23 protein-coding genes and 1 pseudogene are annotated in these 24,733 nt (G+C 68.7%); 16 read left to right on the top strand and 8 right to left on the bottom strand.

The genetic code is table 11. From position 1 onward, the window contains the following. The first annotated feature begins 31 nt into the window (after positions 1 to 31). From A176_RS17445 to rplQ, 8 genes are all read left to right on the top strand, one after another. A complete protein-coding gene (locus A176_RS17445) occupies positions 32 to 679 on the top strand; it encodes an adenylate kinase (protein ID WP_044890503.1) in 648 nt (215 codons plus the stop codon). Positions 680 to 1,005: 326 nt separating this feature from the next. Continuing rightward, positions 1,006 to 1,224 carry a translation initiation factor IF-1 gene (gene infA, locus A176_RS17440; protein WP_002614803.1) on the top strand — a complete coding sequence of 73 codons (219 nt, stop codon included), beginning with the start codon at positions 1,006 to 1,008 and terminating at the stop codon, positions 1,222 to 1,224. Positions 1,225 to 1,294: 70 nt separating this feature from the next. After that, complete coding sequence (gene rpmJ, locus A176_RS17435; RefSeq protein WP_002633586.1) at positions 1,295 to 1,411, top strand: 50S ribosomal protein L36; 117 nt, start codon at positions 1,295 to 1,297, stop codon at positions 1,409 to 1,411. A gap of 53 nt (positions 1,412 to 1,464) precedes the next feature. Then, positions 1,465 to 1,845, top strand: a complete 381-nt coding sequence (rpsM, locus tag A176_RS17430) for a 30S ribosomal protein S13 (protein WP_002633585.1) — start codon at positions 1,465 to 1,467, stop codon at positions 1,843 to 1,845. 62 nt (positions 1,846 to 1,907) lie between these two features. Continuing rightward, positions 1,908 to 2,342, top strand: a complete 435-nt coding sequence (gene rpsK, locus A176_RS17425; protein ID WP_002633584.1) for a 30S ribosomal protein S11 — start codon at positions 1,908 to 1,910, stop codon at positions 2,340 to 2,342. Between the two features lie 67 nt (positions 2,343 to 2,409). After that, on the top strand, positions 2,410 to 3,036 hold the full coding sequence (gene rpsD / locus A176_RS17420) for a 30S ribosomal protein S4 (RefSeq protein WP_002633583.1): 627 nt from the start codon (positions 2,410 to 2,412) through the stop codon (positions 3,034 to 3,036). Between the two features lie 143 nt (positions 3,037 to 3,179). Beyond that, positions 3,180 to 4,202 (top strand): DNA-directed RNA polymerase subunit alpha, encoded by a 1,023-nt coding sequence (locus tag A176_RS17415; RefSeq protein ID WP_002633582.1) that lies wholly within the window; start codon positions 3,180 to 3,182, stop codon positions 4,200 to 4,202. Between the two features lie 164 nt (positions 4,203 to 4,366). Continuing rightward, positions 4,367 to 4,786 (top strand): 50S ribosomal protein L17, encoded by a 420-nt coding sequence (rplQ, locus tag A176_RS17410; RefSeq protein ID WP_002633581.1) that lies wholly within the window; start codon positions 4,367 to 4,369, stop codon positions 4,784 to 4,786. A 100-nt stretch (positions 4,787 to 4,886) separates the two neighbouring features. On the opposite strand, the gene A176_RS17405 is transcribed toward rplQ, so the two are convergent. The 3 genes and pseudogenes from A176_RS17405 to A176_RS17395 all read right to left on the bottom strand — a co-directional run bounded on the left by A176_RS17405 (position 4,887) and on the right by A176_RS17395 (position 7,790). After that, a complete protein-coding gene (locus A176_RS17405; protein WP_044890473.1) occupies positions 4,887 to 5,570 on the bottom strand; it encodes a hypothetical protein in 684 nt (227 codons plus the stop codon). 36 nt (positions 5,571 to 5,606) lie between these two features. Beyond that, positions 5,607 to 6,986 (bottom strand): tetratricopeptide repeat protein, encoded by a 1,380-nt coding sequence (locus A176_RS17400; RefSeq protein WP_002633579.1) that lies wholly within the window; start codon positions 6,984 to 6,986, stop codon positions 5,607 to 5,609. A gap of 13 nt (positions 6,987 to 6,999) precedes the next feature. Then, positions 7,000 to 7,790, bottom strand: a pseudogene (locus A176_RS17395) (lysophospholipid acyltransferase family protein). A gap of 235 nt (positions 7,791 to 8,025) precedes the next feature. Between A176_RS17395 and A176_RS17390 the strand changes: the two are divergent. From A176_RS17390 to A176_RS17380, 3 genes are read left to right on the top strand one after another with little or no spacing between them, the layout of a single operon-like run. Next, positions 8,026 to 8,640 (top strand): deoxynucleoside kinase, encoded by a 615-nt coding sequence (locus A176_RS17390; protein WP_044890472.1) that lies wholly within the window; start codon positions 8,026 to 8,028, stop codon positions 8,638 to 8,640. Beyond that, positions 8,637 to 9,812, top strand: coding sequence for a DUF2314 domain-containing protein (locus A176_RS17385; RefSeq protein ID WP_002633576.1), 1,176 nt, complete (start codon positions 8,637 to 8,639; stop codon positions 9,810 to 9,812). The genes A176_RS17390 and A176_RS17385 overlap by 4 nt, the downstream gene beginning before the upstream one ends. A 56-nt stretch (positions 9,813 to 9,868) precedes the next feature. Then, a complete protein-coding gene (locus tag A176_RS17380) occupies positions 9,869 to 11,569 on the top strand; it encodes a sigma-54-dependent Fis family transcriptional regulator (protein WP_002633575.1) in 1,701 nt (566 codons plus the stop codon). Between the two features lie 12 nt (positions 11,570 to 11,581). On the opposite strand, the gene A176_RS17375 is transcribed toward A176_RS17380, so the two are convergent. Continuing rightward, positions 11,582 to 12,490 (bottom strand): DMT family transporter, encoded by a 909-nt coding sequence (locus tag A176_RS17375; protein WP_002633574.1) that lies wholly within the window; start codon positions 12,488 to 12,490, stop codon positions 11,582 to 11,584. A 76-nt stretch (positions 12,491 to 12,566) separates the two neighbouring features. Here A176_RS17375 and A176_RS17370 point away from each other — a divergent pair, with 76 nt between their 5' ends. Then, the gene (locus tag A176_RS17370) at positions 12,567 to 13,478 is read left to right on the top strand and encodes a pseudouridine-5'-phosphate glycosidase (RefSeq protein ID WP_002633573.1); all 912 of its coding nucleotides are present in this window, start codon (positions 12,567 to 12,569) and stop codon (positions 13,476 to 13,478) included. 19 nt (positions 13,479 to 13,497) lie between these two features. On the opposite strand, the gene A176_RS17365 is transcribed toward A176_RS17370, so the two are convergent. Continuing rightward, the gene (locus A176_RS17365) at positions 13,498 to 13,983 is read right to left on the bottom strand and encodes a GAF domain-containing protein (RefSeq protein ID WP_002633572.1); all 486 of its coding nucleotides are present in this window, start codon (positions 13,981 to 13,983) and stop codon (positions 13,498 to 13,500) included. 100 nt (positions 13,984 to 14,083) lie between these two features. Between A176_RS17365 and A176_RS17360 the strand changes: the two genes are divergently transcribed. Next, positions 14,084 to 14,821: an NAD-dependent deacylase gene (locus A176_RS17360; protein WP_002633571.1), complete on the top strand. Its 738-nt coding sequence runs from the start codon at positions 14,084 to 14,086 to the stop codon at positions 14,819 to 14,821. Between the two features lie 49 nt (positions 14,822 to 14,870). Here A176_RS17360 and A176_RS17355 read toward each other — a convergent pair whose 3' ends face one another. Next, entirely contained in the window at positions 14,871 to 16,577 is a 1,707-nt protein-coding gene (locus A176_RS17355) for a serine/threonine protein kinase (RefSeq protein WP_021781406.1), read from the bottom strand. 122 nt (positions 16,578 to 16,699) lie between these two features. Here A176_RS17355 and A176_RS17350 point away from each other — a divergent pair, with 122 nt between their 5' ends. After that, on the top strand, positions 16,700 to 18,670 hold the full coding sequence (locus A176_RS17350) for an ABC-F family ATP-binding cassette domain-containing protein (protein WP_002633569.1): 1,971 nt from the start codon (positions 16,700 to 16,702) through the stop codon (positions 18,668 to 18,670). A gap of 27 nt (positions 18,671 to 18,697) precedes the next feature. Here A176_RS17350 and A176_RS17345 read toward each other — a convergent pair whose 3' ends face one another. After that, positions 18,698 to 19,360: a TFIIB-type zinc ribbon-containing protein gene (locus A176_RS17345; RefSeq protein WP_002633568.1), complete on the bottom strand. Its 663-nt coding sequence runs from the start codon at positions 19,358 to 19,360 to the stop codon at positions 18,698 to 18,700. Positions 19,361 to 19,469: 109 nt separating this feature from the next. Beyond that, positions 19,470 to 21,716, bottom strand: a complete 2,247-nt coding sequence (locus A176_RS17340) for a sensor histidine kinase (protein WP_002633567.1) — start codon at positions 21,714 to 21,716, stop codon at positions 19,470 to 19,472. Positions 21,717 to 21,823: 107 nt separating this feature from the next. Here A176_RS17340 and A176_RS17335 point away from each other — a divergent pair, with 107 nt between their 5' ends. Further along, positions 21,824 to 24,229, top strand: coding sequence for a transglycosylase SLT domain-containing protein (locus A176_RS17335; RefSeq protein ID WP_002633566.1), 2,406 nt, complete (start codon positions 21,824 to 21,826; stop codon positions 24,227 to 24,229). Between the two features lie 230 nt (positions 24,230 to 24,459). Continuing rightward, positions 24,460 to 24,663, top strand: coding sequence for a cold-shock protein (locus tag A176_RS17330; protein WP_002633565.1), 204 nt, complete (start codon positions 24,460 to 24,462; stop codon positions 24,661 to 24,663). Positions 24,664 to 24,733 lie beyond the last annotated feature (70 nt).

Below are 24,733 nucleotides of genomic sequence, written 5' to 3'. Positions count from 1 at the left end.
TCTAGGATATTCGCAGGTGCACGAGGAGCACATGAACCTGATCCTGTTGGGGCCGCCGAACGCGGGGAAGGGCACCCAGGCGAAGCGGTTGTTCGCCGACTTCCAGATCCCCCAGATCTCCACCGGGGACATCCTCCGCAAGGCGGTCGCGGAGGGCACGGAGCTGGGCAAGGTCGCCGGCCCGCTGATGGCCGCTGGCCAGTATGTTCCGGATGACGTCGTCATCGGTATCGTCGAGGAGCGCCTCAAGGAGGCGGACGTCGCCAACGGCTTCGTCCTGGACGGCTTCCCACGCACGCCTGGTCAGGCGGACGCGCTGGAGAAGATGCTGGGCCGCCTGGGCAAGCAGCTCAACGCTGTCATCTCGCTCGAGGTGCCGCACGCGAAGCTCGTGGAGCGCGGCTCGGGGCGCCGGGTGTGCCCGGCGGACGGCAGCGTCTACCACGTCTACCAGAGCCCTCCGAAGCGGGCGGGGTACTGCGACAAGTGCAACACCGGGCTCGTCCAGCGGCCGGATGACATGCCGGACGTCATCGAGAAGCGCTTGCAGAAGTACGACTCGGAGACGTCCCCGTTGAAGGCCTTTTATGAGAAGAAGGGCCTGCTCAAGAGCGTGGACGGCGTGGGGACGCCCGAGGGCATCTACGAGGAAATCAAGGCCGCTGCGGGCAAAGCCTGATCCTGGCTGGCAGGGGGCCGGGGCTTCCGGGGCTGGTCCCCTGGCTCCCCCAGAAGACGCCTGGAGCTCGCCCTCAGGGTCTCCTGGACTCCTGACGGGGTAGGATACAGGTTCACCCCGCGGCCAGCACCTGGGGCGTGGAGGCAGTACGCTCGACGTCAGGGACAGGCTTGAAAATGCTGTGACTGCGGGTGAAATAGCCCGCCGTTATGTGGGGTTGGTAGGAATCCAAGTTTTGCTGTCGCGCGACGCTTGCCACTTGCGGACCAAAGTGCTACTTCGCCGCGCTTCCAAGAGGTTCGTGGTCCGGGAAGAGAGTTTGACGCTTGCCGAAGGATGATTCCATCGAAGTCGAGGGGACGGTGATGGAGCCCCTCCCGAACGCGATGTTCCGCGTGGTGCTGGACAACGGCCACAAGGTTCTCGCGCACATCTCGGGCAAGATGAGGATGCACTTCATCCGCATCCTCCCGGGTGACAAGGTGAAGGTCGAGCTGTCGCCGTACGACCTGACGCGCGGACGGATCACGTACCGGGCAAAGTAGTAGGGGCCCGCCTGGGAATGGCGGGAACCCCGCTGGGCTTTTCTTTAGCTGAGGAAGGAAGTTCGCTCCAATGAAGGTTCGGGCGTCCGTCAAGAAGATCTGCGACAAGTGCAAGGTTGTTCGCCGTAAGGGTATCGTGCGCGTGATTTGCGCCTCCAACCCCCGGCACAAGCAGCGCCAGGGCTAACGGCCACAAGGCCGTTGGCTTCAGACCAACTCCACCAAGAAGGAAGACCGAAGATGGCTCGTATCGCCGGCATCGATCTGCCGCCCAACAAGCGCGCGGTGATCTCGCTCCAGTACATCTACGGGATCGGCAACAAGTCCGCGCAAGACATCATTGCCGCGGCGGGCATCGATCCCACGACCCGGACCAAGGACCTCACCGAGGAGCAGGCCCGCAAGATCCGCGAGATCATCGAGGCCAGCTACAAGGTGGAGGGTGACCTCCGGCGCGAAGTCACCATGAACATCAAGCGGCTGATGGACCTGGGTTGCTACCGGGGCCTCCGTCACCGTAAGGGCCTGCCTGTTCGCGGCCAGCGGACCCACACCAACGCGCGTACCCGCAAGGGTCCGAAGCGGGGCATCGTCCGGGCGAAGCCGGCCACCGGTCGGTAGTCGCAGCGCCGGTGCCGTAGGGTGCCGGCGTCGATCACCTCCTCTCAGGAGCAGCAATCCACATGGCTGACGAGATCAACACTGCGGCGTCCACGGGCGCCGAGGGCGAGGCCCCTGCCGCCAAGAAGTCCAAGCGCAAGGGCAAGAAGAACATCCTCAATGGCGTGGTCCACATCCAGTCCACGTTCAACAACACCATCATCACGATCACGGACGTGTCCGGGAACGTGATCTCCTGGTCGTCCGCCGGGGCGCGTGGCTTCAAGGGAAGCCGCAAGTCCACCCCGTTCGCGGCGCAGGTGGCCGCTGGCGACGCCGCGGCGAAGGCGATGGAGCACGGTCTGAAGAACGTGTCCGTGTTCGTGAAGGGCCCGGGCGCTGGCCGTGAGTCCGCGCTGCGCGCGCTGGCCGCCGCCGGTCTGAAGATCAACCTCATCCGCGACGTGACGCCCATCCCGCACAACGGCTGCCGTCAGCCCAAGCGTCGCCGCGTCTAACCCTCTTCTTCGGGCATCCCCGGCGCCTCTGGCGTTGGGGATGCTCCAGATCACCTAAGGACCTCCCATGGCTCGTTACACTGCCAGCGCCTGCCGCATCTGCCGGCGCGAAAACCTGAAGATGTACCTCAAGGGCGACCGTTGCTACACGGACAAGTGCGCCATTGAGCGCCGCCCCTATCCTCCGGGTCAGCACGGCCAGGGCCGCGTGAAGTTCTCCGGCTACGGCGTGCAGCTGCGCGAGAAGCAGAAGGTCAAGCGCATGTACGGCCTGCTGGAGAACCAGTTCCGCGGCTACTACCACCGCGCGTCCGCTGCCAAGGGCAAGACGGGTGAGAACCTCCTGCAGCAGTTGGAGCTCCGCCTGGACAACGTGGTGTTCCGCATGGGATTCGCGGACACGCGCAACGAGGCGCGCCAGCTGGTGCGTCACGGTCACTTCCAGGTCAACGGCCGCAAGGTGAACATCCCTTCGTTCGCCGTGAAGCCGGGCAGCGCCGTCGAGGTCGTGGAGAAGAGCCGCAAGGTCCTCCGCATCTCGGAGGCCCTGGAGACGGTGGACCGCCGTGGCGTTCCGCAGTGGATCTCCCTGGACAAGAAGTCCTTCAAGGGCACGGTCACCACGGTTCCGAACCGTGAGGACCTGACGATGCCCATCTCCGAGCAGCTCATCGTCGAGCTCTACTCGAAGTAAGCGCTCCGGATGTCGCAGTGGACGCCCTGGCCGAAGAGGCCGGGGCGTCTTGCTTTGAAGCAGGCGCAGTCTTCGCGTGTGCATCCTCCCGCCAGGCCGGTGGGTAAGTCGGTGGTGCGGCACGCTTTCAGGAGCAGTCCATCATGGCAGATACGTTCGTTGCGAAGAACTGGCGTGACCTGATCAAGCCCCGCCGCATGGAGGTCGACCAGGACAGCGCGACCCCCACCTACGGCAAGTTCGTCGCGGAGCCGCTCGAGCGCGGTTTCGGCACGACGCTGGGCAACTCGCTCCGCCGGGTGCTGCTGTCGTCGCTGCAGGGCGCCGCCATCACCTCCGTGAAGATCGAGGGCGTGGACCACGAGTTCACGACCATCCCCGAAGTGTCCGAGGACGTCACGGACGTCGTGCTGAACCTGAAGGAAGTCCTCCTTCGGATGCACACGAACGAGACCAAGACGCTGCGCATCGAGGCGGAGGGCCCCAAGGAGGTCAAGGCCGGTGACATCATCACCGACCCGGACACCGAGATCCTCAACCCCGGCCACCACATCTGCACCATCTCCGAGGGTGGCAAGCTCCGGATGGAGCTGACGTGCCGCCGCGGCCGTGGCTACACCCCGGCGAATGTGAACAAGGTCGCGGGCGCGCCCATTGGCACCATTCCCATCGACTCGCTGTTCTCGCCCATCCGCAAGGTGAACTACCAGGTCACCAACGCGCGCGTGGGTCAGGTCACGGACTTCGACAAGCTGTCGCTCGAGGTCTGGACGGACGGCTCCGTGTCCCCTCAGGACGCGGTGGCGTACGCGGCGAAGATCATCAAGGAGCAGCTCACCGTCTTCGTGAACTTCGACGAGACGGAGGAGCCCGTCGTCGCCGAGGCGCCGAAGGAAGAGGCGAAGCTCAACGAGAACCTGTTCCGCTCGGTGGATGAGCTCGAGCTGTCGGTCCGCTCGGCGAACTGCCTGCAGCAGGCGAACATCAAGTCCATCGGCGACCTCGTGCAGCGCACCGAGGCCGAGATGCTCAAGACGAAGAACTTCGGCCGCAAGTCTCTGAAGGAGATCAAGGAGATCCTCGCGGAGATGGGCCTGTCGCTGGGCATGAAGCTGGAGAACTGGCCGCCGAAGCAGGCGCCGGCTCCCGCCGCGCCGAAGGCGTAGTAGGGTTCACGTAGCACCTCCTCACGCGTCCGCGGGCACGGCGGTCAGCGGCGCGAGGGGAGGGGGCTGGGACGTCTTCCGGCCCGAATGACAGTGGCGGGCCCCGTGCCGGGTCCGCCCATCCCACCCGGTACCTGATACGGCCGGAGTGTTGGAGCACGACGATGCGCCACAAGGTTGGACAGAGGAAGCTGCACCGCACCACGAGCCACCGTCTCGCGATGCTGAACAACATGGTGACTTCGCTGCTGGAGCACCAGGCCATCCGCACCACGCTTCCCAAGGCCAAGGAGGCCCGGAAGATCGCGGAGCGGATCATCACCCTGGGCAAGCGTGGCGGCCTCGCCAACGTTCGCCTGGCGGCCCGGACGGTGAAGGACCGCGAGGTGCTGCAGAAGGTGTTCAGCGAGTACAAGGACCGTTACGCCAGCCGTCCCGGTGGCTACACGCGCATCATCCGGCTCGGCTTCCGCCGCGGTGACGCCGCGGAGATGGCCCTCCTGGAGCTCGTGGACCGGCCTGAGAAGGTCGCTCCTGTCGACGCCGAGGCCGCTGAGCCCGAGGCCGAGACGAAGGCCGAGTAGTTCGCGGCCGGCATCCCTGGTCCCATCGTGAGGTGGGGCTGGGAGCAACGCGAGGGCGCGCTTCCGAAAGGAAGGGCGCCCTTCGTGTTTCCGGGGCCTGCTACCGACGCGGCGTCTGCCGGATGCGCTCCCAGGCCTGATTGAGGTCCTCCGTCAGGTCCGCGCTGTCATCACGGCTGCGCATCTGCAGCGACTGGAAGCGCAGGTCCGCCGGCGCGGCGCCGCTGGAGCCCATGAGCTGCTTGGGGGTGATGGTGATGAACTCCCCGGGCGCCACCGACGGCACCGCCGCCTGGTACTGGCCGTTGACGGTGAGGGTGACGTCGTACCAGGGCGCCTTGCTCTCGTTCCAGATGGTGAGGGAGGGCCGGTCCAGCTTGTCGCTGAGCACCAGGCGCGCGTCCATCTCCCCGCGGCGGACGCTGCTGCCAGGACAGGCAATGGCGAGGCTCGCGGCCGTCATCACCAGCCAGCCCGCGACGATGGAGGCCTTGTACTTGAAGAAGCGGTCGCGCTGACGGAAGTCCGCGACCATCTCCTTGAGGATGGCCAGCCCATTGAGGAAGTAGTTGGAGGCGTCACCGGCGAGCCGCTTCCCGAGGGGGCCTTCCGGCTTCTCCTTCTGGAGCGGCGCGGCGCGCGCGGCGGACATCACCCGAAGGTTGGTGCCGCTCGGCGCGCGCGGCATGCCCGGGTTCGTCGGCGTGCGGGGCTGGGAGCCGGACGGAGACGCGGCCTTGGGAGGCTGCGTACCGGGAGGTGAGGGCTTGCGACCGTCGCTCATCGGGCAGCGAGTGTAGAGGGCAGGGCCCGTGGATGGCTACTGCGCCTTGAGTTGCTGAAGCGCGCGCGACGCCACCGCGTTCTCGGGCTGGGTCTCCAGCACCTTCAGCAGCCAGCGCTCCGCTTCAGAGGAGGCCGTCTTCCGTGCTTCGGGCCGCGAGGCCTTCAGCGCTTGCTCGGTGAAGAGCAGCCCCAACCGCAGGCTGAACTCCATGTTGTCCGGGTCCTTTTCGACCACGCGCCGCAGCTCGCGCTCGGCGCCGGCGAAGTCACCTTCCAGTTGGTACACGAGCGCCAGCTTGCCGCGCATGGCCACCGCGTCGGGTGCCAGGGACGTGGCCACGAGGAACGCCTCGCGCGCGGCCCGGAGGTCCCGTCGTTCCAGGTGCAGGTCGCCCAGGTGGAACCACGCCGTCTCGAGCAGGGGGTGAAGCGCGACGGCCTTCTCGAACGAAGCACGGGCTGCGTCGGGCCGCTGGCGGGCCAGGTAGAGCTCGCCCAGGTAGAAGTGGTTCTTTCCGTCGCTCGGGGCGCGCTCGATGGCCTGCTTGAACTCGTCCACGGCGCGGCCGGCGTCGTCGAGGCGCTGATAGGCCAGGCCCAGCAGCGCATGCACCACCGCCACATCCGGGTAGTCGAGCAGGATCTCCTCGAAGGAGAGGATGGCGTGCTGGGGCGCATCCAGGTCCTTCAGGAAGCGCATGCCCTCTTCGAGCTTGGCCTCCGCGGCCTTGGGAAAGCCCGAGAAGGGGTCCGCGGCCTGCTCCATCAGCGCCCGCGCCGTGGCGACCTCCGCGGGCGTGGGCTGGCCCCGCACCACCGCGCCCAGGGCCTCCACCGCGCCTGGCGCGTCTCCCGTGCGGTGCAGGGCCTTGGCCAACGGCAGTCGCCACGCGGTGCGCTCCGGCGCGAGCGCGGTGGCCTGCTTCAGGGGAAGAAGCGCCTCCGCGTATTGCTCCGACTCCAGCAGCGCCAGCCCCAAGCGGTAATGGAACTCGGCGGTGTCCGGCGCCAGGGCCGTGGCGCGCTCGAAGGCAGCGACGGTGGGGGCGCCCGCGTCGCGAGCGCGGGAGAACAGGGCGAGCCCCAGCATGTACTGGTCGACCGCGCGCTCACCCGCGGCGATGCGCTTCTGGAGCTCGGCGATCCACGCGTCCGTCTGGCCCGCCTTCACGTGCGCTTCGGTGAGCAGGCGCGCCACGTCCAGGTCGTCCGGTGACTGGCGGTGCAGCTCCGTCAGCAGCCCCAGGGCCTTCGAGGGCTGGTGCGCGTCCAGGTACGCCCGTGCCTGCGAGCGCGGGTCGGTGGGGCGGGCGCTCGTGGAGGCCGAAGGGGTGTGGCTGCAGCCAGCCAGAAGGCCCGCGCCGAGGACGGCGGCGCGAATCCAGGGACGGGAACGGAGGAGGCGGAGCGTCATCTCGATGCGTGTCTCAGGGAAGGGGGAGGGCCTGCTTGCGGGCATCGCTGACGCCCTCTTCGCCCGCGGCCGCCACGGCGTCATCCGGGTCGCCGCCCTTGCCTCCCAGGGCCAGGCTGTCGGCGATGATGACGGCGCGGACGGCTCGGGCGAGCCCCTCGCGGTCGTTCTCCGCGAACGCGGTGGTGTCGATGGGCTTGCCGATTTTCACCCGGATGGTGCCCGGGGTGATGTTCCAGGTGGACTTGGGCATCAGGTTCCCCGAGCCCTCGATGGTGACGGGGCAGATGGGGACGCGGGCCTTCAGCGCCAGGGCGAAGGGGCCCTTCTTGAAGGGGAGGATGCTGCCGTCCTCGGAGCGCGTGCCCTCCGGGTACAGGAAGATGCTGGTGCCCGCGCGAATCTTCCTCGCGGCCTCGTCCAGGGAGGCGATGGCCTTCCGCCGGTTGGTCCGGTTGATGAAGACGTGGCCCGCGATCCACAGGTACCAGCCGATGATGGGCACCCACTTGAGCTGTGACTTCGCGACGTAGCGGAAGGGGACGGGCACGGCCATGAAGTGCGCCGGGATGTCGATGGTGGACTGGTGGTTGGCCACATAGATGGTGGGCCGCTTCGGGTCGGCGTTCTCCTGGCCGATGACCTCCAGCTTCCCGCCGCCAGCCCACAGCAGCACGGGCGACCACAACCGGCGGGGAACCCAGTTCATGATGGATGGGGTGAACGACAGCAACGACAGCGTGACGAGGGGAAGCAGACCGCCGTCCAGACGCCAGCCACCAACATGCAGAAGATCTTGCGCATCCCTCAGCCCGCCTCCTGGGGGCCGATGTTCAGGGCCGGAAGGTGCCCGGGCCCACGGGCGTGCCGCCTGCGGCTCCCTGTCCATGCTGCCAGGCGGCCATTCCTCAACGGGAGGACGGCGGCACCTGTCAGGCGTTGAACGGGACGACGGGGGGGCATGCACTTCTTCTACCACGTCCTACCTACACGTTGTTTCTGGTGCGCGCCGCTCGGCGGGGTTACAAGCAGGGTTGGTGTGGCCAGGAAAAAGTTCATCGCCATCGCGGGCAACATCGGCGCCGGTAAGACGGAGCTGACGTCCTTCCTTTGCCGGAAGTACGGGTTGACGCCCTCCTTCGAACCGAACGACCAGAACCCGTATCTGGCGGACTTCTACAAGGACATGAAGACGTGGGCGTTCCGCTCGCAGCTCTTCTTCCTGACGCACAAGTTCCGCCTGCATCGGGAGCTGGAGCGCACGGCTGGAACGGTGCTCCAGGACCGGACGCTGTACGAGGACGCGGAGATCTTCGCCAAGAACCTCCACCGCCAGCGGCTCATCGACAAGCGCGACTGGAAGACGTACTGGGAGTTGTACGAGACGATTTCGGAGTCGCTGCGGCCCCCCGACCTGATGATCTACCTCCGCTGCCCGGTTCAGACGATTCGTGAGCGCATCCGCATCCGTGGCCGGGCCATGGAGAAGGACATCCCCACCCGCTACCTCCAGCGCCTCAACGCCCTCTACGAGGAGTGGTTCGAGGGCTACAAGCTGTCGCCGGTGCTGGTGCTGCCCACCGACAAGCTCGACTACCTGACCAACCTGGTGGACCGCGTGGACCTCTTCCGGCAGATCGAGAAGCACCTGTGAAAGAGGTCTACCTGCTGGCAACGGAGCAGGACGGTCCGGTGCCGCTCGACGCCTTGCGGGGTTCCTTCGCGAACGACGACGTGGACTTCACGCCGGACGCGGATGGTGAGGGCTTCACGCTGCGGGCGGATGGCTCCGAGGTCCTGGTCCGCGTGACGCGAGGGACCGAGGGCCTGCCGCGCTTCCGCAAGGAGGTCTACAGCGGCAGTCCGGAAGCTTTCGATCGGCTGGGACGCGCCCAGGTCTTCTACCATCTGTCCGTGGAGCCCGGAGGCGACCAGCCCACGCTGCCCGTCTTCGAGGCGCTCTGGGCGGTGCGCACGCTGCTGGAGCACGTGCAGGGCATCCTGGTGGACCTCACGGCCTACAAGCTCCACGAGCCCGACGACGTGGCGGAAATCACGGAGTTGGACTTCGACATCCGCGACCACGTCCACCTTCACGCCGTGGAGGCGACGGAGGGTGACACGCCCCTGTGGGTGCACTCCCACGGGATGGAGAAGTTCGGGGCCCGGGATCTGGAGATCTTCCACCTCGCGGAGAAGGACCTGCTGGCCGCCGAGAGCTTCCTCCACGAACTGTGCACGGACCTGGCCTTCGCGCAGGGCCCGACGCTGCGCACCCAGGTGGGGACCAGCGAGGGGCAGGTGTTCATGCTCGTGCCGTCCGAGGAGGCGCGGACGAACCTGCTCGGGGTCCCCCTGGACACCTTCGAGGGCCACGAGGGGCTCTTCCTCACCGTCGTGTCTCCGCTGGGCCGGCACAACACGACGGAGTTGCTGGCGCCCTACCGGGAGCGCTTCGAGAAGGAGCCCGAGGAGCAGACCCAGGCCATGCGGAAGGAGGCCCAGGGGCTGCTTCCGTCGTTCCTGGCGCGCTTCCAACGCAAGGGCTTGATGGAGCCGCTGACCTTCCTGGTGCGCGCGCCGTTCGAGACGCACCCGGAGGGCAAGGCCGTCACCGAGAATCTCTGGCTGGAGGTCATGGCCCGGGATGAGGGCTCGGTGGTGGGCAAGCTGGTGGATGGCGCGGTGCACACCACGGAGTGGCGTAAGGGCGCCCACGTAGAGGTCGCGGAGACCCAGGTCAACGCGCTGGCCATCAGCCGTGAGGGCCGGGCGCTGGACGAGCGGGAGCTTCGCGAACTCTTGAACGCCGAACGGCCGATGTAGCGTCCGCCCCCAGGAGTCTTGCCCGCGTACCGCGTAGCGCTAGTCTCCGCGCACCCATGCCCGCTCTTCTGCTGCTGTCCGGTCCTTCCGCGGGGCGACGTTACGACGTCCTCGCGGAGGCGACGATCGGTCGCAGCCCGTCGTGCGAAATCCCGCTGGATGACCATCAGGTCTCCCGCAAACACGCGTTGATTTCCGTCGTCGACGGTCAGGCACGCATCCGTGACTTGCGCTCGCGCAACGGCACGCTCGTCAACGGCGAGCGGCTGACCGATGAGGTCGTCCTCAAGCCCGGCGACCAGGTGCGCGTGGGCGCGACGACGGCCCTCTTCGAGCCGCCGCCCGTGACGCTGGTGTCCGATGCGCCGGAGCACATGGGCCAGGTCCCCATCGAAGAAGTCCTGCCGCACGTGGGGACGGCGGCGGCCATGTACTCGGCGGGCATCGCGCTGCTTGGCGCGACGAGTGGCGCGTTGGTGCTGCGGCGTCTCGCTGACGAGGTGGCCCATGCGCTCAACGCGGACCGCGCCGCCGCGTTGCTGGGGAGCAGTGACGGGCTGCTCACCGCCGCGGTGGCGGGCGCGGAGGCGTTGACGATGCCTCGCGCGTTGGCGCAGGCCGCGTTGGAGCGCAAGGAGCTCATCCAGACGGATGACGTTCTCTGCGCGCCGCTCGTGGCGTCGGGCGGAATGCCGTTTGGCGTGCTGTACGTCACGCGCGCGGAGCCGAAGTTCACCGAGGGCGAGGGGCAGTTGCTCGCGGCGCTCGGGCGGCTGGGCGGCGAGGCGTACACCACCGTGAACTCGCGAGCGGAAGGGGAAGTCTCGGTGCCCGCGCTGACGGGGACCTCCCGGCCGCTGCGGGCGCTGCTGGAGCTGGCGCGCAGGGTGGCCCCCAGCGCCGCGCCGGTGGTCATCCACGGTGAGGCGGGCGTCGGCAAGGCGCTCCTGGCTCGCTTCGTCCATGCGCGCTCGCCTCGGGCACTGGGGCCCTTCGTGGTGGTGGATTGCCGCGAGCCGCCCGCCGCGGTGGAGGAGGCCCTGTTCGGTCGCGCGAGCGGGCCCGGGCAGCCGCCCCTCGTCTCCGCGATGCTGCGCGCGGATGGGGGCTCGCTGGTGTTGCTGCATGTGGAGTCCCTCTCCCGGCCCGCCTCGGAGCGGTTCGCGAGGGCGTTGGCGCGCCGTTCAGCGCCAGCGCGGCAGGGCGGCGAGGAGGCCGTCGACGTGCGCATCCTGGCCACCGCGTCCGCACCCGTGACGTTGCTTTCGGCGCGAGGCGATGTGGAGCCGTCGCTGGCGCGAAGCCTCTCGGGGTTCGAGCTGGATGCGCCGCCGATGCGGGAGCGGCGCGCGGACATCCTGCCGCTGCTGGAGCAGTTCGCGGCGCGCGCGGCCCGGCGGATTCGCAAGGAGCCTCCGACGCTCAGCCCGGAGGCCCGCCGTCTCCTCTCCGAATACGCGTGGCCCCAGAATCTGCGCGAACTGGAGTTGGTGGGTGAGCGGCTCGGCCTGCTCTACGCCGACAGCCGCGTGGGCGCGCTGCAGCTTCCTCCGGAGGTTCAGGAGGGAGACGACTCCGGGGCCAAGACGCTCCAGGGCCGCGTGGCTCGACTGGAGCGGGATGCCATCGCCGAGGCCCTGCGAGAGGCCTCCGGAAAGAAGGTGCGTGCCGCCGAGCTGCTCGGCATCAGCCGTCCCACGTTGGACAAGAAGATTGAAGAGTACGGCCTCTCGGTGGAGCGAGGCCGTCGCGGCTGAACGGGCGCGAGCCTACCGTCGCCGGCTGAGCAGCACGCCACCCAGGACGAGCCCCGCGCCGATGACCTGAAACAGCGTGGGCCGCTCGCCTCGGACGGCCCACGCGGTGAGGGCCGCGACCACGGGAATGCCCGTGTTGTAGAGCCCCGCGCGGCTGCTGCCGACCTTCTGCACCGTGCGGCCCCAGATGAAGTACGCGAGCACCAGCGGCACCAAGGCGGAGTACACCAGTCCCGCCCAGGCGCCGACGGGGATGTGGGAGGTGTCCAGCCGAAGCAGCTCGGGCACGCCCGCGAGCACCACGCCCGGTGCCCCGGTCAGCATGCTGATGGCGGTGATGCGCAGCGCGGAGACCTCCGGGCCCACGGTGCGGATGCCCACCGTATAGATGGCCCAACACACGCTCGCGCCGACGATGAGCACGTCGCCGAACCAGGACGCGCCGCTCTCCGAGGCGCCGCGTCCTCCCAGCACGAGCAGCATCCCCACCACGCCCAGGGCCAGCGCCACCCCGAGCGGGCGGGTGAGCCGCTCCACCCCGAGCAGCGCCCCCAGGGCGGCGACCAGCACCGGCGTCACCGCCGTCAACATCCCGCTGTTCGCCACGGAGGTGTTCGCCAAACCGACGATGAAGCAGAGCTGGTACACGGTGTTGCCCACCAGCCCGAGCCCCATCAGCTTGAGGAACACCGGACGGGGGAGGGGCTTCCAGCCTTCGATGCCCAGGAGCAGCGCGCCCATGGCCAGCGCCGCGATGGTGAAGCGCAGCGACATGAAGGCCAGCGGTGGAAGCGTGGCCATCGCCTCCTTCACCACCGTGTAGTTGGTGCCCCAGACAATGACGACGCCGACGATGGCCAGGTCGGACGCGGAGAATGCGCGCGGAGGCGCGGGGACCACGGGGGTGGCGGAGGTGGACACGGCGGCAGGGGAATAGGCCCGCGGGGCCTCGCGCGCAAGCCGACGTGGCGAGGCGGCCGTGCTAAACGCCAGGGGCATGGACCTACATTTTTCGGAAGAGGTTCGCCGCGCGCTGAAGAACGGCGAGCCCCTGGTGGCGCTGGAGACGAGCGTCGTGGCTCAGGGGCTTCCCTATCCGGACAACCTGGCCGCCGCCCGCGCGTGCGAAGAGGCGATCCGGCGCGCGGGTGCCGTCCCCGCCGCCACCGCCATCATCGACGGGGAGCTGTGGGTGGGCCTGGAAGAGGCCCAGATGCGCCGGCTGGCCGAGGGCAAGGAGCGCCTGCTCAAGCTCGGCTCCCGTGACCTGGCCGTGGCCGTGGCCACGCGCGCCTCGGGCGGCACCACGGTGAGCGCCACCTGTGAGCTGGCCGCCGCCGCGGGCATCCGCGTCTTCTCCACGGGCGGCATTGGCGGTGTGCACCGTGGGGCGTCCGAGCACTTCGACATCTCCCAGGACATCGCCGCCCTGTCGCGCTTTCCCGTCGCCGTGGTGTGCGCGGGGGCCAAGTCGGTGTTGGATCTGCCCAAGACGATGGAGCTGCTGGAGACGGCCGGCGTGCCCGTCATCGGCGTGGGCACGGACGAGCTGCCGTCGTTCTACAGCCGGGGCTCGGGCATTCCCCTGGAGCACCGCGCGGACGACGTGGCCACGGCCGCGCGCATCGCCCGCGCCCGCTTCGAGGCGCTGGGGCAGGGCGGGGTGCTCTACACCGTGCCGCCGCCCGAGGAGACGTCCCTGCCGCGCAACGAGGTGGAGCTGCACATCGCCGCCACGCTCGCGGACGCGGACCGGCAGGGCATCCGGGGCAAGGCCGTGACGCCCTTCCTGCTGTCGGAGATGGCCAAGCGCACGGGGGGCAAGACGCTCAAGGCCAACCTGGCGCTGCTCACCAACAACGCGCGCTTCGCCGGTCAGCTCGCCGTGGCGTACGCCCGCGCGAGCTGACGTCGAACCCGGGCCGCCGCTACTTCTGGAACCAGCGCATCAACGCTTCCAGCTCGCGGCGGTCCACCTCGTCGAAGGCGCCCTTGTGTTCGGAGTCGACGTCGAGCACGGCGATCAGCTCGCGGTCGCGGCCGAACACCGGGACGACAATCTCCGACGCGGAGCGCCCGTCGCAGGTGATGTGGCCGGGGAAGGCGTGGACGTCCGCCACCAGGACCGTCTCGCCCTTCGCCGCGGCGGCACCGCACACGCCCTTGCCAAAGGGGATTTCCAGGCACCCGAGCGTGCCCTGATAGGGGCCCACGCGGAGCAGCCGCCCCGGCGTCACGACGCGGTAGAAGCCCGTCCACAGATGCCCGAAGGCGTGGTGCAGCAGGCAGCTCATGGTGGACATGCCGGTGATGTCGTCGTCGATTCCCTCGAGCACCGCCAGCACGTGCTGCTTCAGCTCGGCATAGGCCTCGGCCTTGGGCAGGCCGCGCAAATCCAGGGTGACTTCCGCCATGATTCGGACCTCGAAACGCGACCCGTCCGAAGCGTCAGGCCCCGATAGAGTTCGCGTCCCATCCATAGCTTGATTCAATTGCCGCCGCACAGGAGCCGACATGGATTCGCTCATCCTCGATTCGCGTACCTGGCTGCTCGTCCTCACGGGCGCGGGTGTCTCCGCTGAAAGCGGAGTTCCCACCTTCCGAGGGATGGGCGGACTTTGGGAAGACCAGCCCGTGGAGGCCGTCGCGTCTCCCCAGGGCTTCCAGAAAGACCCGGCCCTGGTCTGGCGCTTCTATTCCGAACGCCGCAAGGCCGCCGCGACTGTCCATCCCAACCCAGGGCACGAAGCGCTCGTCGCCTGGGAGCGCCACCTGGGGGACCGCTTCCTGCTCGCGACGCAGAACATCGACGGCCTGCACACGCGCGCAGGCAGTCAACGCGTGGTGGAGATGCACGGCAACCTCTTCAAGACGCGGTGCACCCAGTGCAAGCGTCCGGTGTTCGAGGACGCCACCGTGTACCCGAATGGCGCGGTGCCGGAGTGTGATGCGTGCGGCGCCCAGCTTCGGCCGCACATCGTCTGGTTTGGCGAGTACCTGGACCCGGCCGACATGCAGCGCATCGAGGACTTCGCGCTGCGAGGCTCCACGTCCGGCGGGCGCTTCATCTTCCTCGCCGCGGGGACCTCCGGCGCCGTGTACCCCGCCGCTGGCATCGTGGACCACGTGCGCGAGGCGGGGGGCGAGACCTGGCTCATCAACCTCGACCCGGCGGAGAACTCCGGCCGCTTCGAGCATTCCGTCCAGGGGAAGAGCGGTCAGGTTCTTCCCACGCTGGCGAAGCTCGTCTGATTCGGGCGTGGACGCGCCGTGGCCTCTTCAGGCCACGGCGCACCCGCTGCTACTCGAACACGGAGATGTCGGGCCCGGAGGGGCCCGCGGGCTTCGGGGCCGGACGTGCGGGACGGGACGGCGCCGCGGCGCGCGCCGGCTCCAGCGTCACGTTGGCGGACTGCGTATCCCCCGCGATGCGGCGCAGGTTCAGCGTCAGGTCCTTGTCCTGATGGCCCGCCGAACGGAAGGTGAAGGTGTGCACCTTGTCGCGGCGCAACTGCAGCTTCGTGGGCGTGGTGCCGACCATCTCCTCACCCTCGTAGATGGAAGCGCCGGTCGGCGTGGAGTCCAGGCTGACCGTGATGACGGCCGCCTCGGTTGAGCCGGTGCCGGTGTTGCTGGCCACGACCTGGGTCGTTGGCGGGGGCGTGTCGCGCGGCACGTTCACCGTCACGGGCGCCGCGGGCGGCGTGCCGCCCTGATTGCCCATGACCACGGCCGCGCCGATTCCGAGCAGCACCAACGGCACCGCGACGAGCGCCACCTTCTTGCCGGTGGACATGCCCTCCGGCTCGGGAGGGGGCGGCGGGGGCGTTGCGCTACGGGCCGCTGCGGGCCGGGCCCGGCTCACGGAAGAGGCGCTGGTGCCGCCGCCCGCCTGCGTCCTGGCCACCACGACGTTGGAGGGCGTGGAGCCCCGGCCCAGGGTGGGCGCGGCGCCCACGCGCGAGGAGCGGATGCCGCTCTGGCTGCCCTGACGGTTGGAGCGGCTTCCCGGGCGGCTGCGGCTGTTGCTGCCGCGCTCGCTGCCACCGGAGACGCCGCCGCTCGGCATGGCGTCGAGCTCCTCGTTCGAGAGGTCCGCCACCGTGTCCAGCATGGAGTCGATGAACTCCTGCGCGTTCTGGTAGCGGTCCTCCTTCTCGGGGGCGAGCGCCTTCTTGAAGAAGGCATCCAGCGTGGCGGGGACGGGCGCGCCCTGGCGCCGGGTGTTGACGGACGGCACCGCCTGGGTGAGCGACGCCGTCAGCGCCTTGCGCACGGTGTTCGCGCCGAAGGGCGAGCTGCCCGTGAGGCAGAAGTAGAGGACGCCCGCCATGGAGTACAGGTCGGAGCGCTGGTCCACGGACTCGCCACCGGCCTGCTCGGGCGGCATGTACTGGGGGGTGCCCAGCACCTGTCCGGTCGAGGTGAGCTGCTCCTCCTCCTCGGACTCCATGGCCTTCACCAGACCGAAGTCCAGCACCTTCACGAAGTCCTGGCCGCTGAGCTGCTGCACCATGATGTTGTGCGGCTTCAAGTCACGGTGGACGCAGCCCTCGGCGTGGGCGTGCGCCAGACCCTGGCAGGCCTGCTCCACGAGGCTCAGCGCGCGGCGCAGGGACATGGGCCCCTGGCGCTTCACCGTCTCCTTGAGGCTTTCGCCCTCCAGGAGCTCCATCACGTAGTAGCAGGTGCCGTCCGGCGACCGGCCAAAGTCGAAGATGGTGATGACGTTCGGGTGGCGCAGGCGACTGGCGAGCTCCGCCTCCCGGCGGAACCGCTCGAAGAACTGAGGCGCGGCGGCGAGCGACGGGTTGAGCGTCTTCACCGCCACCGGACGTTGAACGGACGTCTGGGTGGCGCGAAACACCATGCCCATGCCGCCCTGACCGAGCACGCTTTCAATTTTGTAACGACCGTCGAGGACCTGGCCCAGGAGCTGGAGGCTCTGGCCGGAACAGAGGTGGTCGACGCCGTCGGTGCTTCCGCAATGAGGACAGGGGGCAGCCATGTGGGGCCCGAGTATAGACAGGCCCTGGCCCAGTCCGGAAAGCCCCTGTAGGCCCGTGAAGCAAACGAGCGGGCACATCCGACATTCCCGAGGGGCTCGCGGGCTGTTACATCCCCGCCGCCATGAGCCTCGTCATCGCCCAGGACCTCAGCCTCTCCTATGGAAAGAAGGTCCTGTTCGATCAGGACAGTTTCACTCTGGGTCCAAGGGACCGGGTAGGCCTCGTGGGGGCCAACGGGACAGGCAAGAGCTCGCTGATGAAGATCCTGGCGGGAGTGGCCCAGCCGGACTCCGGGACGGTGCAGTACAGCCGCAAGGCCCGGGCGGGCTACCTGCCGCAGGAAATCGCCGGGCTGCCGGACGGGTCGGTGGTGGAGGCGGTGATGAGCACCGTGCCCGGCCGCGACGCCATGGAGGCCCGCCTCAAGGTCACCGAGGAGGCGCTCGCCGCGGCCACGGACGAGGAGGACCAGCTCGAGCTGTCGCAGTCCCTGGCGGAACTGCACGCGGAGCTGGACGACTTCGAGAACCGCTATGGCCGCCACCACGCCGAGCGCATCCTCAAGGGGCTCGGCTTCCGGGACGCGGACCTGGCCAAGCCTACCTCCGCGCTGTCCGGCGGCTGGCGCATGCGCGCGGCCCTGGCCGGACTGCTGCTCCAGGACCCGGACCTGCTGCTCCTGGACGAGCCCACCAACCACCTGGACGTGCCCACGCTCACGTGGTTCGACGACTTCATGCGCCGCTCCAACAAGGCGCTGGTGCTCATCTCCCACGACAAGGACTTCCTCAACCGGCAGATCAACCGGGTGGTGTCCCTGGAAGTGGAGGGCGTGCGCGAGTACGCGGGCAACTACGACGAGTACAAGCGCCTGCGCGCCGAGGAGAAGGAGCTGCTGAAGGCGCGCGCGGAGAAGGTGGAGTCTCGCCGCGCGGAGCTGCAGGGCTTCATCGACCGCTTCGGCGCCAAGGCCACCAAGGCGCGGCAGGCCCAGAGCCGCGCCAAGATGCTGGCGAAGATGGAGAAGGTGCAGGTCCTGGAGGAGCGGACGACGATGAAGTTCCGCTTCCCCGAGGTGGAGCGGAGCGGCCGCGACGTGGTGACGCTGGAGGGCATCACCAAGCACTATGGCGCGCAGACTGTCTACAACGGCCTCACCGGGCGCGTGGAGCGCGGGCAGCGCATCGCCGTGGTGGGCGCGAACGGCGCGGGCAAGACGACGCTGCTGAAGATGGTGGCGGGCGAGCTCACGCCAGACAGCGGGACGGTGACGCTGGGGCACAACGTGGTGGTGGGCTATTACGCGCAGCACCACGCGGACAAGCTGGACCGGCAGAACAGCATCATCGAAGAGGTGCGCCCGCTGGCCGCGGACAAGCCGGAGAGCTACGTGCGCGGCGTGCTCGGCGCGTTCCTCTTCAGCGGGGACGATGTCGAGAAGCCCATTGGCGTGCTGAGCGGTGGTGAGCGCGCGCGCGTGGCGCTGGCCAAGCTGCTCTTGGTGCCCTCCAACTTCCTGCTGATGGACGAGCCCACCAACCACCTGGACCTGGACTCGTCCGAGATGCTGATTGAAGCGCTGAAGAGCTACAGCGGCACGCTGCTGTTCGTCAGCCACAACCGCAGCTTCATCAACGGGCTGGCGTCCCAGGTGTGGGAGGTGGCGGATGGCAAGCTCACGCCGCACCCGGGCACCCTGGATGACTATCTGTATCACCAGCAGCAGCTTCAGCAGGCGGAGGCAGCGGCCGCGGCGGCGGGCCTCGCGCGCGGCGACAAGGCGGCGTCCTCCGGGCCCGTGTCGGAGAAGGACCGCAAGCGACTGGAGGCCGAGGCCCGTCAGCGCCGCAGCGTGGTGGAAGGGCCCCTCAAGAAGGAGATCGCGAAGCTGGAGGCGCGCATCGCCGAGGTGGAGGCCGGGCAGAAGGAGCGCGAGGCGCAGCTCGCGGACCCCGCGCTCTACAATGACTTCGCGCGCGCCAAGCCGTTGATGGATACGCACCGGGCCAGCAAGGACGAGCTGGAAGACCTCTACGCCCGCTGGGAGGCCGCGCAGGAGAAGCTGGCCGAGGCGACCGCGTCGCTGGGGTAGCCCCCGTTCCGGGGCCGCCCCGCTGGCTCAGCCTTGAAACATCCGGTGGAGCAGCCACTTCAGTCCCGCGCCGATGTAGCCATCGAAGTTGAAGTGTTCGCCTCCGCGCTTGCAGGTGAAGGTCAGCGGGATGTCGTTGTGGCTGAACCGCTCTGAGTAGGGGGTGGACTCCCGGGGCGCGCAGCTTCCGCAGAAGAGTTGCTCGTTGAAGACGAAGCCATGCTTCAGTTGCAGGTTGCGCCGGCACCCGACGCAGTGTGGCTTGCCTTCAATCCGCACCTTCGCCCGGGCGTCCAGCGGCTCGTTTCGGTGGGCCTCGACGGCCGTCTGCAACTGCTCGAGTTCTCCCGCGTCCAGGGCCACGCCCGCACAGCCCGAGCACACCTCCATGGGAACGCCCAGGGCCTCGACGACGGGAAGGGGCGCGTGGCCGCAGCGGGGGCAGGTGGGGGCGCGCGTGCCACAGACAGAGCAGTGGGTGACGAAGTCGAGTCCCGCCCGGCAGCCCTTGCATTGGCCCGACTCGTTCTTCGCTCGCCGCAGGAGCGAGTCCGAGATGGAGCCCCCCATGACCTTCGTGAGCGCTTCGCCCTCGAACCACACGGCACCGCAGGCGGTACAGGTCTCCATGGGAAGCTCGCCGCTGGGCGTGAGCTGCATCGCGGTCTTGCAGAAGGGGCACGCGCTCATGGGATGACCCTATAGGGGCTCCGTGTGAGAGCTGAAAGCGCGATGTGCCCGAATGACGGGTTGGGCCAGGGCCTTCTTCGTCGCGGGCTCCGCGCTCCCGAGGGGCCGTTTACACGCGGACCCGCTTGCGGCGCTCCCGTCTGGCGCGCGCATCCGGGTTCGAGGGCCTGGCGGCGTCTCGCAGTTCGTCGGGCACGGGCAACGACTGCGACGCGCGCGCTCCGGGCGGGGGCAGGGCGTTCGCGGCGGCGACCTCCGCGGGCTGCTGCTCCGTGGGCAGGGCGGGGAGGCGGATGACGAACGTGGTGCCTTCGCCCACCTTGCTCTGCACGGAGATGCTGCCGCCGTGGTTCTTCACGATGCGCTGGCAGATGGCCAGCCCCAGGCCGGTGCCCTTCTGCTTCGTCGTGTAGAAGGGCACGAAGATGTGCGGGTGCTGGTCCGGTGGGATGCCCGGCCCGTTGTCGGACACGAGGACCTCCACGAACTCGGCGCCGGCGCTGCGCAGCTCGCCGAAGCGCTCCGGCTTCTCGGTGCGCACGCTGATGCGGCCATCGCGTGAGCCCAGGGCCTGCACCGCGTTCTGCACCAGGTTGATGAGCACCTGCTTGAGCTGCTCCGCGTCACCGTCCACGCGCGGCAGCATCAGGTCCAGCTCCACCGCGAGGTGGAGGTTGGACGGCACATCGTTCTGGATGAGCCGCATGGTGCGCGTCACCACCTCGTTGAGGTCGGTGGTGCCGAAGCTCTGCTTCAGCGGGCGCGCGTAGTCGAGGAACGCCGTCACCACGCCGTTGAGGCGGTTGACCTCCTCGACGATGACCTCGAGGAACTCGGCGTCTTCTCCGTGGAACTGCGCCGGGTCCAGACACTGCGCCGCGCCCTTGATGGCCCCCAGCGGATTGCGAATCTCGTGCGCGAGGCCGGCGGCCATCTCACCCAGCGCGGCCAGGCGGTCTCGCTCGCGGATCTTCTCGTACAGCTTGGAGTTCTCAAGCACCGTCGCCAGACGCTCCGCCACTTCCAGGATGATGGCGATTTCGTCGGATGCGAACGCTTCGGGGACTCGCTCATCCCACAGGTTGAGGAACCCGATGACGCGGTCGTTGCCCATCAGCGGCACGGTGATGCCCGCCTTCACCTGCACCAGCGCCGCGCGCGTGTCGTTGAGGCGCTTGAGCTCGTCGCGGTAGCGCTTGCCCTCCACCGCCTGCAGCCGCATGGTGGCCATGCGACGCTCCACGTTCTCCCGCAGCACCGCCTTCTGTCCGCTGGCCGCCGCGAAGAGCAGGCCGCGCGCCACCGCCGTGTCCAGGAAGGCCACCGGCAGCGGGCCTCGTGAGTCCAGCAGCCGGTACCCGGGCCGGTCCTCGGCCAACAGGTACACCGAGGCGTGCGTCACGCGGCCCGTCTCGTGGAGGGAGTCCAGCACCAGGCGCGCCAGTTCGGAGATTTCGATGACGTTCGCCATGCGCGCGCGCAGCGAGCCCAGCGAGTCCAGGAGGGCGAAGCGCTCCCGGAAGAAGATGCGCACCACCATCTCCTCCACCTTCACCTTCAACGGCTCCAGGAGGATGAGGATGACGAACGCGGCGACCACGGTGTTGAAGAGGAAGAGCCCCGTGTTCTCCTTGCCCCACGCCGTCAGCACCGTGAAGACGGCCGCGAGGATGCTGGCCAGCACCGTCTGCGAGGCGATTTTGCCCAGCAGCTCGTGCAGGTCCATGAGGCGCAGCCGCAGCAGCGTGTGCGCCAGGAAGAACAGGTACAGCGTGGAGATGACCGACCCCAGCGTGGGGAAGGGGATTCCGAAGCTGACCAGGAAGTCGAGCGCCGAGAAGAGGATGGCCGCGCCCGCTCCGATGGCCAGGTACGCCAGCCGGAACTTCTCGATGCGCGATTCGGTGGTGCGGACCCGGTGGAGCAGCAACGAGCCGTAGGTCAGCAGCGTGCCCAACACCCACACGCCCATGCCGACGCGGGCCCAGAGTTTGTCCGCCAGGGGGGTGACGGCCACGGTCAGCCCCAGCAAGGCGGAAAGCAGGGCGAGCCGCCGGCCGACGAGGTTCGTCCCCTTGCTGACGCCCAGGAACTCCAGGAAGAAGGCGACAGCGGCCCCGGGCACCAGCGAGCCCACCAGGAGGGTGGCGCCCACGAAGATGCGGGATGTCCACGGGTAATCGGCCGCCGGGAAGATGCTGTGAAAGAACAGCGAAAGGTAGTAGCCGGCGACCGTCAGCGCGAAGACGGAGTACAGCGTCAGTACCCTGGGCCGGCCGGGCCGCAGCAACATGGACACGCCCAGGGCGAGCCCGATGATGGATGCGAGCAGCGCGCTCTGTGTCCGGATGTCCATGAGGAGGCGGACAGTCTAACCTGTGTCAGCCTCCGGAAATTTTCCATGACCTGCCGGTTGTCCTGGGGCGTGCCCGCGCGCATCTCCTTGCGACCCAGCCCCCGCGTATGAAGCCCTTCCTTTCCAAGCTCGCCGTCGCCGCCTCCGCGCTCCTGATGTCCGCGCAGGCACCCGCCCCTCGGGCGGTTTCGTCCACCCCGGCCGAGCCCGAGGCGTCCGAAGCGCCGGCCCAGCACTCCAGCAACGCGCCTCCGGAGGCGCAGTTGTCGCCGCCTCCGGACTCGGAGAAGGCGCCGCTGCCCGTGGGCTACGTGGAGGTGCTCAACCCGGCCTTCCCCAACGCCGCGCCGCCCACGCCGGTGGTGCACCGGGGCCGCCGCTACGGCCTGGAGGACCTGGCGCCGTACTTCGGCGAAGGGAAGAAGAAGGAGGCCCGCGAGGCGTTCGACCGCGGACAGTACACCCGCGCTCGCGAGCTGCTGAAGGACCAGGGTGACGCCCCGCCCGTGCGCTACCTGCGGGCCCTGGCCGCCGTGCGCGCCGGGGACGACGCGTCCGCCGCCGCCGAGTTCACCGCGCTGGTGCCCGACTACCCCGCGCTGCGGGATCGCTGCCTGACGCACGGCGGCGTGGCGCTGGAGAGCCTGCGCCGCTTCGACGAGGCCGCGGTGCTGCTGGAGCAGGTGCCGCCCGAGTCCAAGCTGTACGTGGACGCGCGCCTGGCGCTGTCGCGGGTGCTGCGCAAGAAGAAGGACCCGACGGGCGCCATGGCCGCGTTGGAGCCGCTCACCTCGCGGGCCGCGCCGAGCTGGGGCCGCAACGTGGGCGCCGAGGCGCTGATGGCCATCGCCGACATCGCCGCGGAGAAGAAGGACAAGGCCGCCGAGCGCGCCGCGCTGTGGCGCCTGTGGGCCGCCCACCCGCTGTCCGCCCTGGCGAAGCAGGCCGAGCGGCGCCTCAAGGGCCAGACGCCGCCCATGGACGCGAAGGTGGGGCGGGGCGAGTCGCTGGTGGAATTGCACCGCAACAAGCCGGGCCTGGAGCAGCTCGAGCCGCTGCTGCCGAAGCTGGAGCTTCCGGACCCGCTCGCCTGCCGCGCGCACTTCGCCTTCGGCAAGGGCCTGCGCAAGGAACGCCAGCACACGCGCGCCATCCAGGTGCTGACGCCCGTGGCGGAGAAGTGCCAGGACCGCGACCTGATGGCGCGTGTGCTGTACGTGCTCGGCTCGTCGCGCTCCATCGTCGACCAGGTGCGGGGCATGGAGACGTATGAGCGGCTGGCGCGCGAGTTCCCGGACCACTCGTTCGCGGATGACGGCCTCTTCTACGCGGCCGACCTCTACCTGAAGACGGGCCGCCCGAAGGAGGCCATGGCCCGCCTGGACACGCTGGCCCGGCTGTACCCGCAGGGCGACTTCCTGGGCGAGGCGCTGTTCAAGGCGTACTGGATTGCCCGCACCACCGGCGCCGAGGACTCCGGCCTGTCCTTCCTGGACCGCATCGAGGCCCAGTTCGCCAAGGCGGACGAGAGCTACGACGTGGAGCGCGCGCGCTACTGGCGGGCTCGGACGATGCAGGAGAAGGGGAACATCCAGGGCGCGGCGGAGCTGTTCGAGAAGCTCTCCGTGGACCACCCCGCGACGTATTACGGCCTCATGGCCCGCTCGCAGTTGGCCAAGGTGGACCCGGCGCGGCTGGAGCGCGTGTCCGCGGAGATCTTCACGGTGCCCGAGGCCGCCAGCCCGTGGCCGCTGTTCGCAGGCCCCATGGGCGACGACCCGCACTTCCGCGCGGGCGTGGAACTGTACCGCCTGGGCTTCACCGAGGCGGTGTCCTCCGAGCTGCTCGCCGTCAACCGGACGAAGCTGCCCGCGGAGGCTGTGCGCCTGCTGGTGCTGGTGCTGCACGAGGCCGGTGACGAGCGCTCCGCCCATGGCGTGGCGCGGCTGGCGCTGCGCAAGGATTTGAGCGGGCGCATCACCGCGGAGACGCGGGTGGTGTGGGAGGTGGCCTATCCCAACGCCTTCCGAGAGCTCATCGAGAAGCACACCGCCGCTTCAGGCGTCGAAGCCGACCTGCTCCAGGCGCTGATGCGCGAGGAGAGCGCGCTGGACCCGAAGGCCCTGTCCTGGGCGGGCGCCATGGGCCTCACCCAGTTGATGCCGTCCACCGCGAAGGGCGTGGCGCGCGAGCTGAATCTCAAGCGCTTCACCGTGGACCAACTGCTGCAGCCCGACCTGAACATCCGCATGGGCGCCCACTACCTGGGCGGGCTGCTCAAGCGCTTCAACGGGCACACGCCCTACGCGGTCGGCAGCTACAACGCCGGGCCGGGCGCGGTGAATCGTTGGAGGTCCGACAAGCCGGACCTGGCGCTGGACGCGTGGGTGGAAGAGATCCCCATCTCCGAGACGCGCGGCTACATCAAGCGCGTGCTCCGCTCCTTCAACACGTACCAGTTGCTGTACGGACGGGCGCCGAAGCTGCCCGTGCTGAAGAGCGCGGCGAAGTAGGGAAGCCGGCGCCATTCGGGTGCGGGCCGGATGGTGGCAGCGGAGAATTCGGGCGGAATGACGCGTGGACACCGTTGGTTATGTCCACGCCCATAAAAAGGGCACCCGTGAGAGGGTGACCCCCTATGCAACTGACCGGAAACGTGTCACACGGCAGGGGCCGAACCTTCACACGGTGAGGCAGCCAGCTCAATTCATGAAGCTGGAAGAGAAAGAAGAAGAGAAGAGTAATGGCGACTGGTACCGTGAAGTGGTTCAACGATGCGAAGGGCTTTGGGTTCATCATGCAGGACGGCGGCGGCGAGGATCTCTTCTGCCACCACACTGCGATCCAGACCCAGGGCTTCCGCACGCTGCAGGAAGGCCAGAAGGTCGAGTTCGACGTGGCCTGCGGCCCCAAGGGCCTGCAGGCTCAGAACGTTCGCCCGGTCTGAGTTCCCACTGAGCGCCTGACGCTCAGTACAAAGGCTCAGTCTCCCTTCGGAGGCTGGGCCTTTTCCTTTT

It is taken from the genome of Myxococcus hansupus, from assembly GCF_000280925.3.
Lineage (GTDB): Bacteria > Myxococcota > Myxococcia > Myxococcales > Myxococcaceae > Myxococcus > Myxococcus hansupus.
Note: the sequence above shows the minus strand (reverse complement) of the source record. Positions and strands in the feature narration are given on the sequence as shown.

What these genes read in the sequence shown, in the direction of transcription:
- A176_RS17330 (WP_002633565.1), top strand. Translation starts at nt 24,460, where the DNA reads ATGGCGACTGGTACCGTGAAGTGGTTCAACGATGCGAAGGGCTTTGGG.
- A176_RS17335 (WP_002633566.1), top strand. Translation starts at nt 21,824, where the DNA reads ATGAAGCCCTTCCTTTCCAAGCTCGCCGTCGCCGCCTCCGCGCTCCTG.
- rpsM (WP_002633585.1), top strand. Translation starts at nt 1,465, where the DNA reads ATGGCTCGTATCGCCGGCATCGATCTGCCGCCCAACAAGCGCGCGGTG.
- A176_RS17340 (WP_002633567.1), bottom strand. Translation starts at nt 21,716, where the DNA reads ATGGACATCCGGACACAGAGCGCGCTGCTCGCATCCATCATCGGGCTC.
- A176_RS17445 (WP_044890503.1), top strand. Translation starts at nt 32, where the DNA reads ATGAACCTGATCCTGTTGGGGCCGCCGAACGCGGGGAAGGGCACCCAG.
- rplQ (WP_002633581.1), top strand. Translation starts at nt 4,367, where the DNA reads ATGCGCCACAAGGTTGGACAGAGGAAGCTGCACCGCACCACGAGCCAC.
- A176_RS17370 (WP_002633573.1), top strand. Translation starts at nt 12,567, where the DNA reads ATGGACCTACATTTTTCGGAAGAGGTTCGCCGCGCGCTGAAGAACGGC.
- A176_RS17360 (WP_002633571.1), top strand. Translation starts at nt 14,084, where the DNA reads ATGGATTCGCTCATCCTCGATTCGCGTACCTGGCTGCTCGTCCTCACG.
- rpsD (WP_002633583.1), top strand. Translation starts at nt 2,410, where the DNA reads ATGGCTCGTTACACTGCCAGCGCCTGCCGCATCTGCCGGCGCGAAAAC.
- A176_RS17400 (WP_002633579.1), bottom strand. Translation starts at nt 6,986, where the DNA reads ATGACGCTCCGCCTCCTCCGTTCCCGTCCCTGGATTCGCGCCGCCGTC.
- A176_RS17380 (WP_002633575.1), top strand. Translation starts at nt 9,869, where the DNA reads ATGCCCGCTCTTCTGCTGCTGTCCGGTCCTTCCGCGGGGCGACGTTAC.
- rpsK (WP_002633584.1), top strand. Translation starts at nt 1,908, where the DNA reads ATGGCTGACGAGATCAACACTGCGGCGTCCACGGGCGCCGAGGGCGAG.
- A176_RS17355 (WP_021781406.1), bottom strand. Translation starts at nt 16,577, where the DNA reads ATGGCTGCCCCCTGTCCTCATTGCGGAAGCACCGACGGCGTCGACCAC.
- A176_RS17345 (WP_002633568.1), bottom strand. Translation starts at nt 19,360, where the DNA reads ATGAGCGCGTGCCCCTTCTGCAAGACCGCGATGCAGCTCACGCCCAGC.
- A176_RS17365 (WP_002633572.1), bottom strand. Translation starts at nt 13,983, where the DNA reads ATGGCGGAAGTCACCCTGGATTTGCGCGGCCTGCCCAAGGCCGAGGCC.
- rpmJ (WP_002633586.1), top strand. Translation starts at nt 1,295, where the DNA reads ATGAAGGTTCGGGCGTCCGTCAAGAAGATCTGCGACAAGTGCAAGGTT.
- A176_RS17350 (WP_002633569.1), top strand. Translation starts at nt 16,700, where the DNA reads ATGAGCCTCGTCATCGCCCAGGACCTCAGCCTCTCCTATGGAAAGAAG.
- A176_RS17405 (WP_044890473.1), bottom strand. Translation starts at nt 5,570, where the DNA reads ATGAGCGACGGTCGCAAGCCCTCACCTCCCGGTACGCAGCCTCCCAAG.
- A176_RS17415 (WP_002633582.1), top strand. Translation starts at nt 3,180, where the DNA reads ATGGCAGATACGTTCGTTGCGAAGAACTGGCGTGACCTGATCAAGCCC.